This is a genomic window from Streptomyces sp. NPDC104309 (assembly GCF_055584025.1).
On sequence record NZ_JBVJMV010000021.1, the window covers coordinates 62,512 to 76,124 of the forward strand.

At 71.6% G+C, this 13,613-nt stretch carries 17 protein-coding genes and 1 pseudogene; 11 read left to right on the forward strand and 7 right to left on the reverse strand.

The annotated features are described in order from the left end of the window. Positions 1–81: 81 nt before the first annotated feature. On the reverse strand, positions 82–795 hold the full coding sequence (locus tag ACZ68L_RS27730; protein WP_469581716.1) for a TVP38/TMEM64 family protein: 714 nt from the start codon (positions 793–795) through the stop codon (positions 82–84). Between the two features lie 191 nt (positions 796–986). Between ACZ68L_RS27730 and ACZ68L_RS27735 the strand changes: the two genes are divergently transcribed. The 4 genes from ACZ68L_RS27735 (at position 987) to ACZ68L_RS27750 (ending at position 3,969) form a co-directional block, all read left to right on the forward strand. Then, complete coding sequence (locus ACZ68L_RS27735) at positions 987–1,127, forward strand: hypothetical protein (protein WP_469581718.1); 141 nt, start codon at positions 987–989, stop codon at positions 1,125–1,127. 92 nt (positions 1,128–1,219) lie between these two features. Further along, positions 1,220–2,389: an elongation factor Tu gene (gene tuf, locus ACZ68L_RS27740; RefSeq protein WP_469581721.1), complete on the forward strand. Its 1,170-nt coding sequence runs from the start codon at positions 1,220–1,222 to the stop codon at positions 2,387–2,389. 520 nt (positions 2,390–2,909) lie between these two features. After that, positions 2,910–3,101 carry a hypothetical protein gene (locus ACZ68L_RS27745; RefSeq protein ID WP_469581723.1) on the forward strand — a complete coding sequence of 64 codons (192 nt, stop codon included), beginning with the start codon at positions 2,910–2,912 and terminating at the stop codon, positions 3,099–3,101. Between the two features lie 22 nt (positions 3,102–3,123). Next, positions 3,124–3,969 (forward strand): spermidine synthase, encoded by an 846-nt coding sequence (locus ACZ68L_RS27750; RefSeq protein WP_469581725.1) that lies wholly within the window; start codon positions 3,124–3,126, stop codon positions 3,967–3,969. Between the two features lie 160 nt (positions 3,970–4,129). On the opposite strand, the pseudogene ACZ68L_RS27755 reads toward ACZ68L_RS27750, so the two are convergent. Then, a pseudogene (locus tag ACZ68L_RS27755) lies at positions 4,130–4,285 on the reverse strand (MFS transporter); the annotation flags it as partial. 63 nt (positions 4,286–4,348) lie between these two features. Then, positions 4,349–5,404: a DUF8017 domain-containing protein gene (locus ACZ68L_RS27760; protein WP_469581728.1), complete on the reverse strand. Its 1,056-nt coding sequence runs from the start codon at positions 5,402–5,404 to the stop codon at positions 4,349–4,351. A gap of 154 nt (positions 5,405–5,558) precedes the next feature. On the opposite strand from ACZ68L_RS27760, the gene ACZ68L_RS27765 reads away from it, so the two are divergent. Then, a complete protein-coding gene (locus tag ACZ68L_RS27765; protein ID WP_469581898.1) occupies positions 5,559–5,996 on the forward strand; it encodes a DUF4442 domain-containing protein in 438 nt (145 codons plus the stop codon). A gap of 160 nt (positions 5,997–6,156) precedes the next feature. Then, a complete protein-coding gene (locus tag ACZ68L_RS27770; RefSeq protein ID WP_469581732.1) occupies positions 6,157–6,816 on the forward strand; it encodes a DedA family protein in 660 nt (219 codons plus the stop codon). Between the two features lie 88 nt (positions 6,817–6,904). On the opposite strand, the gene ACZ68L_RS27775 is transcribed toward ACZ68L_RS27770, so the two are convergent. Then, the gene (locus tag ACZ68L_RS27775) at positions 6,905–7,435 is read right to left on the reverse strand and encodes a gamma carbonic anhydrase family protein (RefSeq protein WP_469581734.1); all 531 of its coding nucleotides are present in this window, start codon (positions 7,433–7,435) and stop codon (positions 6,905–6,907) included. Between the two features lie 153 nt (positions 7,436–7,588). Here ACZ68L_RS27775 and ACZ68L_RS27780 point away from each other — a divergent pair, with 153 nt between their 5' ends. Further along, positions 7,589–8,344 carry an acyltransferase gene (locus ACZ68L_RS27780; RefSeq protein ID WP_469581737.1) on the forward strand — a complete coding sequence of 252 codons (756 nt, stop codon included), beginning with the start codon at positions 7,589–7,591 and terminating at the stop codon, positions 8,342–8,344. 20 nt (positions 8,345–8,364) lie between these two features. On the opposite strand, the gene ACZ68L_RS27785 is transcribed toward ACZ68L_RS27780, so the two are convergent. Further along, positions 8,365–9,231 carry an EamA family transporter gene (locus ACZ68L_RS27785; RefSeq protein WP_469581740.1) on the reverse strand — a complete coding sequence of 289 codons (867 nt, stop codon included), beginning with the start codon at positions 9,229–9,231 and terminating at the stop codon, positions 8,365–8,367. A 92-nt stretch (positions 9,232–9,323) separates the two neighbouring features. On the opposite strand from ACZ68L_RS27785, the gene ACZ68L_RS27790 reads away from it, so the two are divergent. Next, on the forward strand, positions 9,324–9,896 hold the full coding sequence (locus ACZ68L_RS27790) for a helix-turn-helix domain-containing protein (protein WP_469581743.1): 573 nt from the start codon (positions 9,324–9,326) through the stop codon (positions 9,894–9,896). Positions 9,897–9,940: 44 nt separating this feature from the next. Further along, complete coding sequence (locus tag ACZ68L_RS27795) at positions 9,941–10,501, forward strand: YbaK/EbsC family protein (protein WP_469581745.1); 561 nt, start codon at positions 9,941–9,943, stop codon at positions 10,499–10,501. A gap of 2 nt (positions 10,502–10,503) precedes the next feature. Here the strand turns inward: ACZ68L_RS27795 and ACZ68L_RS27800 are convergent, their stop codons facing one another. Next, the gene (locus ACZ68L_RS27800; RefSeq protein ID WP_469581748.1) at positions 10,504–11,361 is read right to left on the reverse strand and encodes an AAC(3) family N-acetyltransferase; all 858 of its coding nucleotides are present in this window, start codon (positions 11,359–11,361) and stop codon (positions 10,504–10,506) included. 73 nt (positions 11,362–11,434) lie between these two features. After that, on the reverse strand, positions 11,435–11,845 hold the full coding sequence (locus tag ACZ68L_RS27805; protein ID WP_469581751.1) for a CoA-binding protein: 411 nt from the start codon (positions 11,843–11,845) through the stop codon (positions 11,435–11,437). A gap of 58 nt (positions 11,846–11,903) precedes the next feature. Here ACZ68L_RS27805 and ACZ68L_RS27810 point away from each other — a divergent pair, with 58 nt between their 5' ends. Together ACZ68L_RS27810 and ACZ68L_RS27815 are read left to right on the forward strand one after the other, a co-directional pair. After that, positions 11,904–12,530, forward strand: coding sequence for a YigZ family protein (locus ACZ68L_RS27810; RefSeq protein ID WP_469581753.1), 627 nt, complete (start codon positions 11,904–11,906; stop codon positions 12,528–12,530). A gap of 82 nt (positions 12,531–12,612) precedes the next feature. After that, positions 12,613–13,560 (forward strand): ornithine cyclodeaminase family protein, encoded by a 948-nt coding sequence (locus ACZ68L_RS27815; RefSeq protein WP_469581755.1) that lies wholly within the window; start codon positions 12,613–12,615, stop codon positions 13,558–13,560. Positions 13,561–13,613: the final 53 nt, after the last annotated feature.

Genomic DNA, 13,613 nt, shown 5'->3' on the forward strand with positions numbered 1-13,613 from the left:
TATCGCCCTCAGATGAACAGCATTACGCGTACCCCTGCGCCGCCCACCGCACCACTGCCCGCCACCTCCGCGCGTACCGGATCACTCGGCGGCGAGGCGGTGGCGCTTGCGCCAGGCGACGACGGCCGCGCCGACCCCCGTCAGCACGATGAACCCCGTGGCGGCCAGGAACGCGGGCGACGTCGGTGACGAGGCCTCGCTGCCCGCGACGACATACGCGGCGGTGTTCGGGACCGAGCCGAGCCCCGTGGCCATCAGGAACGGCGAATACCGCATGCGTGAGACCGCCGCGCAGTAGTTGGCCGCGGCGAACGGCACACCGGGAAACAGCCGCAAGGCCAGCATCGAGCGGAATCCGTGCCGGCTCAACTGGCCGTCCGCCGCCTTGAGCCAGCGCCCGCGCAGCAGCGTACGGAGCGCGTCCTGCCCCAGTACCCGGCCCAGCGCGAACGAGATGCCCGCGCCGAGCACCGTGCCCGCCAGCGCGGCGGCCAGCCCCGACTGCGAACCGAACAGCGCACCGGCGGCGAGATTGAGCAACGGCCGCGGCACGAAGGCCACGGTGCACACGCCGTATGCGACGCCGAACAGCACGACCGCGGCGGCGCCCCCGCTCAGCCGGGTGGGCCAGCCGGTGGCGAGCAGCCGTTGGGGATCGAGGAGCAGCGTGGTCGCCGCGGCGCCCAGCAGCACCGCCACGAGCAGCGAGAACCGGGACCAGGGCGAGAGCAGAGCCCTCGTGCAGCGCACGGCGAGGCCAGTGGCGGGCCGGGCGGCGGGGACGGGGTCGAGCATGCGGGGAGACTAACCGACGCCCGTGCGCGATCGCCGCAATGCGAACGATACGTACAGGGTGACCCGCGCCGATGTCGTGAGTGCGACGCGGCCGAGACGCCGGAGCGGAGGCCGAACTCCCGTGTGCGCCCGCGCCGTCCGCGCCGGAAAACCATTCGACGTCACCATGTTCCTCGGCCATCATCGGAGCCATGTTCCGGTACGCCTTCCTCGCAGCGTCGTCCGCAGTCGCGGACGCGCCGAAGGCTGCCGTGAGCCCCGTCACCGCAGCGGCAGTCGTCGCAGCAGCGTTCACCGCTGCCGCAGCGTCCATCGGCGGCGCCCGAAGCTGACCCTCCCCCGACAGTCCGGCGGACCCCGCAAGGGGAGGGTCGGCGGGGCCCTGGGGTCTTCTCACTCAGCTTCGAATTCCAAGGAACGAGCCATGCCCAAGACGGCATACGTGCGCACCAAGCCCCACCTCAACATCGGCACCATGGGCCACGTCGACCATGGCAAGACCACCCTGACCGCGGCCATCACCAAGGTCCTCAGCGACCGCGGAACCGGGACGTACGTTCCGTTCGACCGGATCGACCGGGCGCCGGAGGAGACGCAGCGCGGCATCACCATCAACATCGCGCACGTCGAGTACGAGACCGACACCCGTCACTACGCGCATGTCGACATGCCGGGGCACGCCGACTACATCAAGAACATGGTCACCGGCGCCGCCCAGCTCGACGGGGCGATCCTCGTCGTGTCCGCGCTCGACGGCATCATGCCGCAGACCGCCGAGCACGTACTGCTCGCCCGCCAAGTGGGCGTCGACCACATCGTCGTCGCCCTCAACAAGGCTGACGCGGGCGACCCGGAGCTCATCGACCTCGTCGAGCTGGAGGTCCGCGAGCTGCTCTCCGCGCACGGCTACGGCGGCGACGCCGTCCCCGTCGTCCGGGTGTCGGGCCTCAAGGCCCTGGAGGGCGACCCGCGCTGGACCTCGGCCGTCGAGGCGCTGCTGGACGCCGTCGACACGTATGTGCCGATGCCGGTCCGCTACACGGACGCGCCGTTCCTGCTGTCGGTGGAGAACGTCCTGACCATCACCGGCCGGGGCACCGTCGTCACCGGGGCCGTCGAGCGCGGCACCGTGCGGGTGGGCGACCGGGTGTCGGTGCTGGGGCCGGACATCGAGACGGTCGTCACCGGCCTGGAGACCTTCGGGAAGCCGATGGAGTCCGCCGAGGCCGGCGACAACGTAGCCCTGCTGCTGCGCGGCGTGGAGCGTGACCGGGTCCGCCGCGGCCATGTGGTGGCGGCGCCCGGCAGCGTGACGCCGAGCCGCCGCTTCACGGCGCAGGTGTACGTCCTGTCGGCGCGGGAGGGCGGCCGGACCACCCCGGTCACGACCGGCTACCGACCGCAGTTCTACATCCGCACCGCGGACGTCGTCGGAGACGTCGACCTCGGCGCGGTGGCGGTGGCGCGCCCCGGTGACACGGTCGACCTGACCGTCGAACTGGGCCGTGACGTCCCGCTGGAGACCGGACTCGGCTTCGCGATCCGCGAGGGCGGCCGCACCGTCGGCGCGGGCACCGTCACCGGACTGCTCTGAGACGTGCCGCACCGGGGGCCCGCCTCCCGTACCCCACGGGAGGCGGGCCCGATCCTTGCGCAAGACTGACGGCATGGCAGGAACGGCACTGGTGCTCGGTGCCTGCGATGTCAGCAGCAGCGCCTGGGAGACCGGAATTCTCCACGGGCTCGCGAAGGCGGGCGTGGGCCTAAGGGCTGTCCCGTCATCCCTGGCAGGCGCGCGACGACAGCTACTTCCCCAAGCTCTCGGCTGCGCTCGAACAGGGGAGGCCCCATCCTCGCCGCGTTGTCGGAACATCCGCATACATCCAGTATGCGGACGTCCCTCCGCCTTGCGATGCACCGCATCTGACGCCGCGCGCTGATCCACCACGGATTGCGGGACAGCCCTTAGGCGGCGTCGACGTGATCACCGGCAGCTCGGCGGACGTTCCTGGATCGACGGAGGAGCGCATGCCACGGCCGACGCCCGTCTCGCCGAGGGCTACGGGCGTGTCTTCGTCATCGCTCCGACGGCCAGCGGCAGCAAGGCCATCGTCTTGCCGTGCTCGCAGGCGGCCGAGCTCGCCGCGAAGGGCGCCCGCGTGGAGGTCATCACCCCGGACGCGGCGGCGAAGAAGGCCTTCGGCCGCAACCCCCTCGACCCGGCCTGCCGGGCCGCGGCGGCCCGCGCCGGGCTTGCGCGGTCGGCCGCGCACACCGAAGCCGTCGCCGCGGTCATGAGCGGCTGATCGTTCACCGCACAATGGGGGAGTGAACGAGTCGATACCCGTCATCAGGGACGTGGACCAGGGCACCGCCAGGCTCCTGCCGGACGTCGACCGGGACAGGGCCTGGCTGCTCACCGTCGACGGCGCACCCCAGTCGTACGTCGACCTCGATGCGCCGGACCATCTCGAATTCGAGTACGTACGACGCCTCGCGCACGTCGTGGACTGCGCCGCGGCACCGGGCGCACCGCTGGATGTCCTGCACCTCGGCGGCGGCGCGCTCACCCTGCCCCGCTATGTGGCGGCGACCAGGCCGGGCTCTCGCCAGGACGTCGCCGAGGCCGACCTCGGGCTCCTCGCCCTGGTCGCCGAGCGGCTGCCGCTCCCCGACGGCAGCGGGATCGCCGTGCACGGCGAGGACGCGCGCAGCCGGCTGGAACGGACGCCGCCCGGGTCTCTCGACGTCCTGGTCGCGGATGTCTTCGGCGGCTCCCGGGTACCCGCCCACCTCACCACCGTCGAGTACGCCGGGGCCGCGCGCCGTGCGCTGCGCGACGGCGGGACGTACGCCGCCAACCTCGCGGACGGCGCGCCGTTCGACTTCCTCCGCTCCCAGCTGGCCACCTTCGCGGCCGTCTTCGAGGAGTTCGCGCTGATCGCCGAACCGGCGGTGCTGCGCGGCCGGCGCTTCGGCAACGTCCTCCTCGTCGCGTCCCGAAGCCCCATCGACACCGCGACGCTGACCCGCCGCTGCGCCGCCGACGCCTTCCCGGCCAGGGTCGAGCACGGCCCGGCGCTGGACCGGCTCACCGGCGCCGCCCGGCCGGTCGGGGACGGCGAGGCGGTCGCCTCACCCGAGCCGCCCGACGGAGCCTTCGGCATCGGCTGAGGGCGGCCGCGGAGCCTGGCCGCCACCACCTCGGTGGTGGCGGCGCGGGTCGGATCGCGTACCTCGGGCACGAACAGCACGGCGCCGGTGACCAGGACGATCAAGGCCGCGCGGCCCCCCAGGGCCTGACTGCCACCGACCAGGGCCTTGACCGGACCGAGTCGCCGCCGTCACCGCCCGACTCCAGAACGGCGAACGCCGCCGCGATCAGCGCGCCATGGGTGCCCAGGCCCGTGATGATCGCGGCGGTGGTCAGAAGCCGATAGTCGCGCCCGGGGTGGCGCCGAGGGGGAGCGGGGGCGGAAGCGTCAGTCACCAGGGGACCATCGCCGCCGCGACCCCACCGTGCCGACTGCTTTCCCGGCGGCGGTGGTGAGGGTCAGGAGGACGGGGCGACGTCCACCAGCCGCACGGTGCTCAGGATCTGCTGGATCGTCGCGTCCGGGAGTTCGCCCTTGACGTTGTGGGCTCCGTAGAGGACCCAGGAAGCGAAGTCGCCCTGCTTGTTCCTGAAGGTGAAGGCGATCGTCTTGCCGTCGCTGTCACACTTCTTCCGCTTCGTGACGTTCGGGGCGGTGGCTGTGACCACCTGGCCGGTGAGACCCGACTTGGTGGTGTACTGCTTGGCCTCGGTGAACTTGATGGTGCTCTCCGGCATGTGCTGCGCGTAGGCGGCCCACGCCCAGGTACCGGCCTCGCTGTGGGCGTTCTTGGCGGCGTCGGTGGCGCCTTGGGCGCCCCTGGTGCCGGCGCTGGCCAGGCTCATGTCCTCCTCCTTGTCGGAGTCGGCCACGCACCACTTGCTCCGGTAGTGCGACGGTGCGGAGAAACCGATGAGGGGCGAGCCGTCACCCTTCTTCTCGTCCTCGAAGTACGAGAACGTGCCGGGAGACCTGACCTCCCAGTCCCCGGGCACGTCGAACTGCGTGCCCCACTTGGGGTTGGTGACGACCTTCCAGCCGGCGATCAGGGGCTTGGCGTCCCCGTCGGTGCCGCGCGGGTTCGCCTCGGACGAGGACTCGGAGTCGGACGGCTTGGCGGGCGCCGAGGAGTTCTTGTCGTCCGCGACGTCCTTGCCCTTGTTGTCGTCCTTGTTCATCACGACGACACCGGTGACCACGGCAGCCACGACGACGGCGGTGGCCGCGACGATCGCGACGGCGGTGGTCTTCTTCCTTCCGCCGTCCGGCTGCGGACCACCGGGCGGACCGGGGACCGCGTACTGCGGCACGGTCGGCTGCTGGTACGGGTTCGGCTGCGGGTAGCCGGGCTGCTGGCCCTGCTGCGGATACCCCGGTTGCTGTCCGGGATGACCCTGCTGATACCCCGGCTGCTGATAGGGATTCGGCTGCTGGTACCCCGGCTGCTGATACGGGTTCTGGTTCTGGTCCTGCGGGTTCTGCTCGCCCCCGGGCGGCTGCTGTCCTGGCCACATGGCGAGTAACGATAGAGGGGCGGTGACCGCTGGGCCATGCCCGCCCCCCGTGAGCGGAGGGTGAAGGCGGCGACCAGGTGAGGGGGCATGGGGATCCCGCGGATGGCCAAATCCATTTACTGGTGAGTAACATCTGGTCATGAGCGCTGAACAGATGACCGTCGGCGAGATGCTCGCCGCGACGGTTCCGATGGCCCGGACCCTCAATCTCGAATTCCTGGAGACGACCGCTGAGCGCGCGGTGGTCCGTCTGCCGGACCAGGCCGACTACCACAACCACCTCGCCGGACCTCACGCCGGTGCGATGTTCACGCTCGCGGAATCGGCGAGCGGCGCGATCGTCATCGCCGCCTTCGGCGACCAGCTGTCACGCGCCGTACCGCTGGCGGTGAAGGCGGAGATCGCTTACCGGAAACTGGCCAAGGGCGTCGTCACGGCGACGGCCACCCTCGGTCGCCCGGTGGCCGACGTCGTCGCCGAACTGGACGAGGGCAAGCGGCCCGAGTTCCCCGTGCTCGTCGAGATCCGGCGCGCGGACGGCGCGGTGACCGGTGAGATGACGGTCGTCTGGACGCTGCGCCCCAACGCCTGATCCCGGGCGGCTCCCCGAAGGGCCGACCGCGCACCCCCACCTGGGCGAGCGCGGCGGCCCTTCGTGCTGTCCGGGCCGATGGCGGGCCAGGTAGCATTCCCGCCGTGCGCCGAGGAGTTGACCGGCGAGCCACGAGACATCATCACGGGAGGAACCAGCGTTGCACATCCAGGAGTGGCTGGAGACCGTTCCCGCGGTCAGCGTGTACGTCCTGGTGGGCGTCGTCATCGGACTTGAGAGCCTCGGCATTCCGCTGCCGGGTGAGATCGTCCTGGTCAGCGCCGCACTCCTGGCGGCCGGGCACGACGGGATCAACCCATGGGTCCTCGGGGCCTGTGCCTCGGCCGGCGCGGTCATCGGTGACTCGATCGGATATGCCATCGGCCGCAAGGGCGGACGGCCGCTCCTGGCCCGGCTCGGCGGGAAGTTCCCCAAGCACTTCGGTGAGAGCCAGATCGCCATGGCGGAGCGGTCGTTCCAGAAGTGGGGCATGTGGGCGGTGTTCTTCGGCCGCTTCGTCGCACTGCTGCGCATCTTCGCGGGGCCCCTGGCCGGCGTGCTGCACATGCCGTACTGGAGGTTCCTGATCGCGAACGTGCTCGGCGGCATCGTCTGGGCCGGCGGCACCACGGCCGTCGTCTACTCGGTGGGCGTCGTCGCCGAGGCCTGGCTCAAGCGGTTCTCCTACCTCGGCCTGGTGGTCGCGGTCCTGATCGGTGTGAGCTCGATGCTGATCCTGAAGAGCCGGGCCAAGAAGGCGGCGGCACAGTCGTCGGCCGCACCCGCGCCCGACGCGGGGGCCGTGCCGGCCGGGGACTGACCGGCGGCGAACTGCCGACCGGACGGCGGGGATGCCGACCGATGGCGAGGCGGGCCGGCGGAACCGTCCGCCGCGCCCTCGGCCCCGTTCAGCTCTCGTGTGCCTGTCGGTGCGCCTTGGCGAGCTCCACGTAGCCGACCGCGTTGAGCTTGATGCCTTCGAGCTCCTCCTCGGTCAGCTGCCGCTTGACCTTGGCGGGGACGCCCGCGACGAGCGATCCCGGCGGCACCTGCATCCCCTGCGGGACCAGTGCCTGCGCCGCGATCAGTGAACCGGCCCCGATGCGGGCACCGTTGAGGACGGTGGACCCCATGCCGACCAGAACGTCGTCCTCGATGGTGCACCCGTGGAGCACGGCGTTGTGCCCGACGGAGACACGCGCGCCGACCGTGATGGGGAACCCGGGGTCCACGTGAACACTGCAGTTGTCCTGGATGTTGCTGTCGGCGCCGATGGAGATGGGACCGCAGTCGGCGCGCAGTACGGCGTGGTACCAGACGCTGGAGCCCGCGGCCATCGTGATCTCACCGATCACGACCGACGTCGGTGCGGTGAAGGCATCCGCATCGATGATCGGCTCCTTGCCGCCCATTCCGGTGATCAACGCCTGCTCTGACATCGCCCGTTCCTCCGTGCTCAGGTGTGGTGCGGTCGCGGTCGTCCGATCGCTCAGGGGAACGGTATGCGACGGGCGGCGGGCTGCCGCCGAGTGGGGTGAACATCACAGGAGGTCGCGGTGATCGTGCCGGGCGCCGCCGACTACCGTGGGCGAGTGCCGAAGAACAGGAACACGTTCTCTTCCCTCGCCGCCTGGCGGCGGCGCGCCCTGTCCAGAGCCGTCCACCGCGGCTGGCGCCGGCTGCAGGAGTCGGGCGCGGTCACCGCGGAACACCCCGGCCCACTGCGGTTCGGCCGGATCGGCGCGGGCACCCGGCTGGCCTTCCCGCAGGGCACCGTCTTCGGGGAGCCGTGGATCGAGCTCGGCGCCCACTGCGTGATCGGTGAACAGGTCACGCTGACCGCCGGACTCATGCCCGACCTGGATCTCGGCCCGGAGCCGATCCTGACCCTGGGGGACGGAGTGGTGCTCGGTCGTGGCAGCCATGTCGTCGCCGACACCAAGGTGACCATCGGCTCGGACACCTACTGCGGACCGTATGTCTACATCACGTCCACGAACCACAGTTACGACGATCCGCACGAGCCGGTCGGCAAGCAGTGGCCCCGCATGGAGCCCGTCTCCATCGGACCGGGCTGCTGGATCGGCACCGGAGCGGTGATCCTCCCGGGGGCCACGCTCGGGCGCAACGTGGTGGTCGCGGCGGGGGCGGTGGTGCGGGGGGAGGTGCCCGACCGGGCGGTGGTGGCCGGCGCTCCCGCTCGTGTGGTGCGCAGCTGGGATCAGGAGAAGGGCTGGCAGCCGCCGCTGCGTACACCGGCCCCGGTGCCGATCCCGTCGGGTGTCACGCCCGAGCAGCTCCTCGCCCTGGCGGAGCCGGGCGAGGCGTCGGGCCCGTCGGGGGACTGAGGCGGTCGGGATCCGGTGCCTCAGCCGGTTGCCAGCAGCACCGTGCCGACCAGGGCGAGGCCGGCCCCGGCCGCCTGTACCCCGCGCAGCCGTTCCTTGAGCACTCCGCGCGCGGCCAGGGCCGTGACCACGGGGTAGAGCGAGGCGAGCACGGCGGCCACGGTGACCGGGCCGTGCTGTGCGGCCAACGAGTACGTGCCGTTGGCCGCGACATCCGCGAGCCCGACGAACGCCAGGGCGGGCAGCGCGGCCGACACCGCGGCACCCCCGCCCTCCTCCGGCAGCGCGCGTGCCCCGCGGCGCACCGATGCGTACAGGGCCGTACCGCCCACCGCGATATTGGTGAGGCGCTGGACGAAGAGTGCCAGGAAGAGTCCGGTGACGTCGGTGGACGCCTCCGCGATCAAGGACATCACCGACCCGAAGCCGAACGCGGCCACCAGCGTCAGCAGCACTGCCCGGCGCTGCACGGGCGCCCCGCGCAACTGCGGACCGCCGGCCAGCACGATGCCCACCACGGCGACGGCGACGCCCGCGAACTGCAGCAGTCCCGGTCGTTCCCCGACGATGATCCCGACGCTCACCGGCACGGCGACACCCAGTGATCCCAGCGGGGAGACCACGCCCATCGGGCCGAGTGCCAGGGCCTTGTAGAAGCTCAGCATCGCGACCGGTCCGACTGCCCCGGCGGCGACGGCGAACCAGAGCCGCGGTCCCGCCTCGCTCCAGCCGCCGGTCGCGATCACGAGGGCGCCCAGCACCACGGCGGCCACGGTCTGCGAGACGACCACCACGGTGAGCGCGGGCGTGCGTCGAGTGAGCAGCCCGCCGCCGAAGTCGGCCAACCCCCAGAGCAGGCTGGTGGCCAAGGCGAACACTGCTGTCATTGCATGCCTCGCAGTACAGTGCGGTGAACAGTGGGTGCACCACACCGTAGTGCAGTATTTTCGACCCTGTCATCCAAAATATTGGACGGAATGTGTCTGACCTCGATCAGCTCACCCAGTCGCTCGCGCGCAATCTGAAGCGCTGGCGCGGGGAACGCGGCTTCACTCTGGACGCACTCGCCGCCCGTGCCGGGGTCAGCCGCGGCATGATCATCCAGATCGAGCAGGCCCGCACCAACCCGAGCGTCGGCACCACGGTCAAGCTCGCCGACGCGCTGGGCGTCAGCATCACCACCCTGCTCGACTACGAGCAGGGCTCACCGGTGCGGCTGGTGCCCGAGAACCAGGCGGTACGCATGTGGTCGACGGAGGCGGGCAGTTCGACCACCCTGCTCGTCGGTACGGAGGCCAGGGGGCCTCTCGAACTCTGGTCGTGGCGCCTGATGCCGGGCGACGGCAGTGCCTCCGACCCGCACCCCGAAGGCACCGTCGAGCTGCTCCACGTCACCGCGGGCGAGCTCACCCTGGTCGTCGACGGGACCTCGTACGCCGTACCCGCCGGCAGCTCCGCCACCTTCGAGGCGCACCACCCGCACGCCTACCGCAACGACGGCTCGGAGCCCGCCGAGATCACCATGGCGGTGTCCATCCCGCCCGTACGGTGAGACGCCCGGCCGACGGCCTGCGGGACGCTGTTAGCGTGGCGCGCATGCGCGCACCCATCGGATCCTTCGAGGACGCCGGTCCGGCGGCCGACCGCCTCGACCTGCTCACCCCGCCCGTCGCCGCCGCCGTGAGCGAGGGCTGGGGCGGTGTCCCCGCCGAGCAGATCATTCATGTCGACACGGATCCGGCCATCGCCGACACGGCGGTCTTCGTCGAGCACCACGGTGCGGAGCTGCTCGACCGGTCGGCCAACTGCGTCGTGGTGGCGGGCAAGCGCGGTGGCGAGGTGACACTGGCGGCCTGCCTCGTCCTCTCCCACTCCCGCGTCGACGTGAACGGTGCGGTCCGCAAGCACCTCGGCGCCCGCAAGGCGTCCTTCGCACCGATGGACACGGCGGTCGGCGAGACCGGCATGGAGTACGGCGGAATCACGCCCATCGGACTCCCGGCCGCATGGCCGCTGCTGATCGATCCCGCCGTCGTCGACGAGGCATGGGTCCTGATCGGCAGCGGCAGCCGACGGGGCAAGCTGATCGTCCCGGGCAAGGCACTGGCGGCGCTGCCGGGAGCGGTGGTCGTCGAGGGACTGGGCGTCCGGGGCTGAGCTCAGCGGGGCGCGCGGCCGGTCGCCCGGACCGGTACGCCGCCCCGGTGCGACGGCAGCCAGCGGGACGCGAAGTCGACGGCGTCGGTGATGCGGAAGAGACGGCTCGTCGACGAGCCCACAGGACCGGTGCGCACGGCCGCGCCGTCGTCCGCGCGGGCGAAGTCCGCTCCCAGGGCCGCGAAGTCGCTGTCGTCCAGCGCGACGTCCTCGTACTCCCACCATTGGCGCCGTCCCGCAGCGGTCACCACACAGCGGTAGGTGCGGCGGAGCGGGGCTGGCATCCGGTACTCACCGAGATGGAACGCGGTGCAGGTGTCGAACCCGGTGCCCAGCAGCAGCACTTGGGCCCGCAGTTCGTAGAGGCGGGCCAGTGGGGAGTCCTCGCCGAGATGGCAGTCGGGGCGGTGGTGCGCCAGCAGCTCCCGGGCCGAGGGACCGAGCGCGGCGAAGGACGTCTGGGGATGGTCGCTGCGGGCGGCCCCCTCGGTGAGCCGTACGGTCTCCGCGAGACGTCCCATCGACGGTGCGGGCGAGGCCGCCGGGTCGAAGGGCGGCATGCTCGCACGCACGGCCTCCCGGGCCCGCTCGGTGAGAGCGCGCACGCGGTCGAGGTAGTGCGCGGAGGTGTCGGAGTTCTCCGGGGTGAACGCCGGAACGACGAGTGTGCCGCGCACTCCGAGGGCGTCCCGCAACGCATCGACCACCGCCCCGGCCCCGCCGCTCACCGACCCCACCGCACGCATCGACGCGTGCACCAGCAGAACGCCGTTCCGCTCCACGCCCAGATCGGTCAGTTGCCCGGACAGCCCGGCGAGGCCGTGGCGGAGGGTCGTCGCACGCGCAGTCGTAGTACCCACAGCCCGTCATTCTCCCAGCTGGGCGCCGGATGTGACACCACGCACATCCGCACGGGAGACGGTTGTGCCGCCGCTACCGGTCCAGCGCGGGAATCTCGATCGCGGGACACCGGTCCATGACCATGTCGAGCCCGGCCGCGCGCGTGCGTTCGTACGCTTCGGTGTCGACCACCCCGAGCTGGAACCAGACCGCCTTCGCCCCGGCCGCCACCGCCTCGTCGGCCACAGCGCCCGCCAGTTCGCTGTTGACGAAGACGTCCACCACATCGACCGGGAACGGTATGTCGGCCAGCGAGGCATAGCCCTCCTCGCCATGGACCCGCTCCGCCTTCGGGTGCACCGGGACCACGCGCTTGCCGAAGCGCTGAAGCACCTCGGCGACGCCGTAGGCCGCGCGCGACCGGTTGTCCGACAGGCCCACCACGGCCCAGGTCTCGCCCGAGTCCCGGAGAATCCTGCTGATCGTCTCTGCGTCCGCGTACATGATCCGGACAACGGACGGGGGCCCGGGACCATTCCCGGCCGGGGCATAGGGTGGCCGGATGCAGGAGCAGTACCGGACCGTCGCCCGAGCGGGCGCGCACGAGACCGAGATCAATCGGTCGCGCTTCATCTGCGCGCTCGCCCCCGCCGCCACCGAGCAGGAGGCGCAGGACTTCGTCGCACGCGTCCGCAGGGAACACCCGACCGCCACCCACAACTGCTTCGCCTACGTGATCGGCGCCGACGCCTCCGTGCAGAAGGCGAGCGACGACGGAGAACCCGGTGGCACCGCCGGCGTACCCATGCTGCAGATGCTGACGCGCCGGGAGATGCGATACGTCGTCGCCGTCGTCACCCGCTACTACGGCGGTGTGAAGCTCGGCGCGGGCGGACTGATCCGGGCGTACGGAGGAGTGGTCGGCGAGGCCCTCGACGAACTCGGCACCGTCACCCGCCGGCGGTTCCGCCTCGCGACGATCACCGTCGGCCATCAGCGTGCCGGCAAGCTGGAGAACGATCTCCGAGCCACCGGACGGACCGTGCGCGAGGTCCGCTACGCGGAGGCCGTCGTCATCGAGATCGGGCTGCCGGAAGCCGACGTGGAGTCGTTCCGCGGCTGGCTGGCCGACGCCACAGCGGGCGAGGCCGAGCTGGAGCTGGGGGGCGAGGCGTACGAGGACGCGTGACCGGACCTGTCCGCACGCTTCCACAACGCTCCGCGGCAGGGGCATCTGCGGGCCGTGACCGGCCGCACCGGACAATGGGCCCATGACCCGTCTCCTGACCAGCAGTGACCTTCTGGCCGTGCTCGATCCGGAAGCCACCCTGGCGGCCCTGCGGGAGGGCTTTCGCCACGCCGGCCCCCCGACGGTCGCCGGGCAGCGCGTGCGCACGGATCTGCCGTTCCCGGGCACGGCGACGGCTCTCATTCCCGGACTGCTGCCCGGCATCGACGCGTACACCGTCAAGGTCAACGCCAAGTTCCCCGGCGCCCGGCCGGCGCTGCGCGGTGTGGTCTGTCTGCACAGCGGCCGGGACGGCGAACTCCTCGCCCTTCTCGACTCCGCCACCGTCACGGCTTGGCGCACCGGACTGGCCGCGGCCCTCGGCACGCACGTCCTCGCCGTACCCGACCCCACGGGCGAAGCGGTGCTGGGCATCGTCGGCGCGGGGGCACAGGCCGAGATCATGGTTCGCGGACTACGGAGTCTGCGCAGCTTCCGCGAACTCGTGGTGCACGACATCGATCCGGAACGCGCCACACGATTCGCCACCCGGCATCACGGCCGGGTCCTCGGCTCGGCGGCCGGGATCGCCGCGGTCGCCGATGTCGTCCTGCTCTCCACCTGGTCCCGCACACCCCTGCTGAGCCTCGCCGACAGTCGCCCCGGGCAGCATTTCACCGCGCCCGGCGCCGATGAGCCCGGCAAGCAGGAACTCTCCGCCGATCTGTTCGCCTCCGCCCTCCTCGTCGTCGACGACCGCGAACAGGCTGCGGCGACGGGTGCCCTGGCCGCGGCGGGGCTTTTGGCCACGGCCGCGGACGCCACCCTCGGTGAGCTGCTCGGCGGCGCCCATCCCGGCCGTACCCCGGGCACGAGCCGCTCCGTCTACGCACCCGTCGGGCTCCCCTGGCAGGACCTCGCCGTCGCCTGGGCCGCGTACCGCCGGGCGGAACAGCTCTCCGTCGGAACGCGGATCGATCTTCTGGCCTGAAGGCCACGGCGGCGGTCGGTGGTGATGGGACACTGTGGTCGGTGAGGAAAGAG

Bases quoted from the DNA above. Each gene is read 5' to 3' on its own strand.
- ACZ68L_RS27730 (WP_469581716.1), bottom strand. From the start codon at position 795: ATGCTCGACCCCGTCCCCGCCGCCCGGCCCGCCACTGGCCTCGCCGTG.
- ACZ68L_RS27735 (WP_469581718.1), top strand. From the start codon at position 987: ATGTTCCGGTACGCCTTCCTCGCAGCGTCGTCCGCAGTCGCGGACGCG.
- tuf (WP_469581721.1), top strand. From the start codon at position 1,220: ATGCCCAAGACGGCATACGTGCGCACCAAGCCCCACCTCAACATCGGC.
- ACZ68L_RS27760 (WP_469581728.1), bottom strand. From the start codon at position 5,404: ATGTGGCCAGGACAGCAGCCGCCCGGGGGCGAGCAGAACCCGCAGGAC.
- ACZ68L_RS27765 (WP_469581898.1), top strand. From the start codon at position 5,559: ATGACCGTCGGCGAGATGCTCGCCGCGACGGTTCCGATGGCCCGGACC.
- ACZ68L_RS27775 (WP_469581734.1), bottom strand. From the start codon at position 7,435: ATGTCAGAGCAGGCGTTGATCACCGGAATGGGCGGCAAGGAGCCGATC.
- ACZ68L_RS27785 (WP_469581740.1), bottom strand. From the start codon at position 9,231: ATGACAGCAGTGTTCGCCTTGGCCACCAGCCTGCTCTGGGGGTTGGCC.
- ACZ68L_RS27795 (WP_469581745.1), top strand. From the start codon at position 9,941: ATGCGCGCACCCATCGGATCCTTCGAGGACGCCGGTCCGGCGGCCGAC.
- ACZ68L_RS27805 (WP_469581751.1), bottom strand. From the start codon at position 11,845: ATGTACGCGGACGCAGAGACGATCAGCAGGATTCTCCGGGACTCGGGC.
- ACZ68L_RS27810 (WP_469581753.1), top strand. From the start codon at position 11,904: ATGCAGGAGCAGTACCGGACCGTCGCCCGAGCGGGCGCGCACGAGACC.
- ACZ68L_RS27815 (WP_469581755.1), top strand. From the start codon at position 12,613: ATGACCCGTCTCCTGACCAGCAGTGACCTTCTGGCCGTGCTCGATCCG.